Annotated in this window: 4 protein-coding genes; all 4 read right to left on the reverse strand. The window is 54.3% G+C overall.

Annotated features, from left to right (window positions below):
* Positions 1 to 700 precede the first annotated feature (700 nt).
* The 4 genes from AB4Z11_RS26580 to AB4Z11_RS26595 all read right to left on the reverse strand — a co-directional run bounded on the left by AB4Z11_RS26580 (position 701) and on the right by AB4Z11_RS26595 (position 3,582).
* Positions 701 to 1,624, reverse strand: coding sequence for a hypothetical protein (locus AB4Z11_RS26580; RefSeq protein WP_442028845.1), 924 nt, complete (start codon positions 1,622 to 1,624; stop codon positions 701 to 703).
* Positions 1,625 to 1,732: 108 nt separating this feature from the next.
* Entirely contained in the window at positions 1,733 to 1,939 is a 207-nt protein-coding gene (locus AB4Z11_RS26585) for a hypothetical protein (protein WP_442028846.1), read from the reverse strand.
* Entirely contained in the window at positions 1,936 to 2,151 is a 216-nt protein-coding gene (locus AB4Z11_RS26590) for a helix-turn-helix transcriptional regulator (protein WP_442028847.1), read from the reverse strand. Before AB4Z11_RS26590 ends, AB4Z11_RS26585 begins: the two co-directional genes overlap by 4 nt.
* Before the next feature lie 99 nt (positions 2,152 to 2,250).
* Positions 2,251 to 3,582 (reverse strand): tyrosine-type recombinase/integrase, encoded by a 1,332-nt coding sequence (locus tag AB4Z11_RS26595; RefSeq protein ID WP_442028848.1) that lies wholly within the window; start codon positions 3,580 to 3,582, stop codon positions 2,251 to 2,253.
* Positions 3,583 to 3,597: the final 15 nt, after the last annotated feature.

The following is a 3,597-nucleotide window of genomic DNA, read 5'->3' on the forward strand; positions in this document are numbered from 1 at the left end:
CAGTACGATCTCCTTTGTCCAGTCTTTTTTGATTTGGATTGTGACAGCAGTCGATTTCTGGGCGATAGCGGTTATGAAGACTATAACTCATCTAGCCGTTTATGCCGATGTTGGCCGGCTCACGCTGGCGGTCGCTGAACGCAAGCAGATTCAAAGTTTCCGGTAACTCTATGGATACTATTCGGCCAACATCTGGCAGTTGTTCGATGCTGATCGCGTTTTGGGGAAACGTGCGATTGAAGGAACGAACAGGTTCCTGGTTCTGATCCTTATATAAGGATCGGCCAAGAAAGTAAACGCCCTGTTCTATGACGGGCATCGGGGTATTGAGCTTTTTTTCTAAGACTACCAACCCTCTTACCGCAATCATCTCATATTCGTGCATTATGGGTAAGCGTTGCGGAAATCGACGCCCAACGACCTCTTGCTTCTCATATTACAGAGAAACTCCAAAAGGAAATTCTTTATGACCGCGTACACGCTTCGGCTGTAAGCTGTCAATTAGTTGAACTGAACCGCTTCACAATCATGCTCGCGGCCCTCCGCGACTTGGGCGGATTCAGACCGGCGGGAGCACCGTGTGCGGTGGTTGTTTTCAGTGCACATGGTGATTTTGATGAACATCGCACACAGTGGTTTCTCCTATGAAATCCACCGTGTGCGCTGTGACAAGTTCTATCTACGATAGAACAGGCATACGCTAGCACCCGGGAGTAGGTAGTTCCTGGCTTTTTTCGGGGCCGAATTTGTCCCATGCCTGCTTGACCGCCGCGATCTGCTTCTGGACCTTCTGCCTGGTCATTTGCTCGCCATAAATGGCTTCGAACATGCGCGCCGTAATAGTCGGGCTTTGATCGGCCAGCAAGTACGTTTTCCAAATCAGGTAGCGGACGCGGGCGGTCTGGTCCGCTCGTCGGTCCTTTGACAACCTTCCGGCGTTGGCCACCGCATGGCTGGCAATTGCGTGGCGCATCTCTGCCGATTGCTTTAGCTGGCGCTGTCGTGCAATCTGCTTGCTGGTCTTGATGGTCATCAGGTCCAGCCGGTGATCGTCGGTCAACGCCAGCCCCTTTGCATAATAGCTAGCGTTCTGATCGCGCCGCCAGGCAAATTCGAACACGTTTTTGGCGTTCTCGTGCCAGGACTCACCAGCTGGATCGAATAACCGCCGCCAGGACCGAAATCTTGTAGCAGGCCGCGCTCGCCTGGTATGCCAATGAAGATCACCCAGCCAGGTAATAAATCGAGCTTGGTCGGTGCTATCGCTCCTTGGGTAGCGGAAAGCAGGCGGGATTTCTCTCCGGTCCAGTTCGTGATGAACCTCCCAAAGCACAAGCGGGTCGCCAGTCGATTCAATGCGGGCAATCAGCGTTGAGGTGCTGTGCTCGGCCAGAGCCTCGGTCGACTCCCGAAAAGCCCGCCAAGCGGCTTCATTTACCTGCCTGGCGGCTTTTAGGGCAGGAACGCTTTGGATGCGCTCCCGCTCGCCTTCGACGGCCTCAGGAAACATCAATGGCGCGTGCATGCGAGTGAATTGATCCGCCCGATTCGTGGTCAAGGTGGCAGCCTTGAACAACGGCAGCGCCGCCAGCAGCGTCAACGAAGATAAGGACATCCACGCCATCTACAGTCGCCACATGGGTTTCTGGCGCTTGTGGTGCGTTGATAGTTTGCAGGATGGCGCAGTTCTCGCCTGTAACGAGTTCTGCAAATTCCATGTTATCGATGTAGGTTACTTGCATAGTTTGGTTTCGGTTACGGGTTTGTCGGTGGCGATGATCGTGTTGTCGCTCAGGAAGCGGGTGAACTCAGCGGCGTCATCTGCTGCGCACGCATACGCGTTTTGCATGCTCAGGGCGTACCTGGCATCCTGGAGGATGCGAACGAAATCAGCAGTCTGCTCAATCAAATATTCGTGTTCGTTGATCGTAGCGCTCATGCCGACACCCCGCCGCAAGAGGCTTTGATGCGTTCAGCTAGAAAAGCATCTATTGACGACTCCAACCAGCCGCTCGCGCGCTCAGATAATTTGATCGGTGCTGGGAAGGTGCCTTTTTTGATTCCAGCATAAATGCTGGATTTTTTGAGGCCCACGCGTTTCATTACAGATGGGAGGCGGAGCACTGACACTCCGCGAATTTCATAACTCATATTTCAATCCTAGTTAATCCGTTGCGGGACAATATCGTCCCTCGCAACTTATTGTAGTAACGACGTTCGACGATTCTTCTAGGAATTTGAAATATTTTTTTAGGCCGCTTTCCTGCCGAAATTTCCGGCGATGACCTTGCCGCTCGAAACACCATCAATGAAATCTGCCCAGTCCTGCATCATCACACGGCGTTCGGCTAAGAACTGCGCCCTGTCGTAAGCCGCAGCTATCTTGTCTTTCTGAGCGTGCGCAAGCTGGCGGTCTACGACCTCGTGCCGATAGCCCAAACGCTCCTTGATCGTTGACATGGCGAGTGCGCGGAAGCCGTGACCAGTCATGCGATTTTTGTAACCCATGCGCTTGAGGGCCGCGAGGATTGCGCCGTTGCTCATTGGCTTTTCGTGGTCGCGCTGATTAGGGAACAGGTACTTTCCCCCGCCGGTCAGTGCGTGCAGCTCCCGCAGCAGTTCAAGAGCTTGCGAAGACAGGCATACATGGTGGTTAGTGGTATCCGGGTTCACAGTCAGTTTGCCCCGCTTCATGCGGTGCCAAGGAATGATCCACTCCCCGGCCTCAAGATCGAGTTCGCTCCAAGGCGTTTCGATCAACTCTGACGTGCGCACGAAGACCAGCATCATCAAGCGCAGGGCGATGCGGGTCGGCTTGAACAGACGGGCGTCGTTCTTGTCCATCGCTGCCAGGAAGGCTGGCAATTCATCMGCAGTGATAGCGGCGAAGTGACCGGCCTTGACTGGCTTTAGCACATCCTTCATGTCCGCCGCTGGGTTACGGTTTTCAATGCCCTGTTGGCTGGCGTAGCTGAAAACGCGGGCGCACGTCGCCTTGATACGGTGTGCAATCTCTTGCGCGCCACGGCTTTCGATCTTCCGTAGCGCGGCGATCATGTGCTGGTGTTTGATCGAGCCAATAGGCATGGAACCAATCTGTGGAAAGATGTCTATCTCCAGCCGCCGTATAGTGTCTCGTGCTGTAGCAGTACTCCACGTCGACAGCTTGTTGCCGTGCCATTCGCGGGCCAGCTTTTCGAAGGTATTACCGTTGGCCTCGCTCAGCTCGCGCTGGCGCTCCTTCTTCTCTTGGCTGGGGTCAATCCCTTGGTCGAGCAGTTTGCGGGCCGCCAAGCGCTTGTCGCGGGCCTCCGCGAGCGTGACCTCGGGATACTTGCCAAAGGCGAGGGTTCGACGGGCTTCACCATACCGGTAATCCATGCGCCAATACTTCGCGCCATCGGTATTAACCAGGAGATAAAGGCCGCCCCCATCCGACAGCTTGTAGGGCTTGTCTTTGGGCTTGGCCGTGCGGGGTTGGATATCAGTGAGGGGAATTGCAAGTTTAGGCATATGACGGTATCTGTTTTGGCGGTATTTATAGATACCGTCAACCATACCGACAAAGTTACTGGATTTCAATGGACGCTACAGCAC

Origin of the sequence: Pseudoduganella sp. RAF53_2, assembly GCF_052113985.1 — a bacterium.
GTDB lineage: Bacteria > Pseudomonadota > Gammaproteobacteria > Burkholderiales > Burkholderiaceae_D > Rugamonas.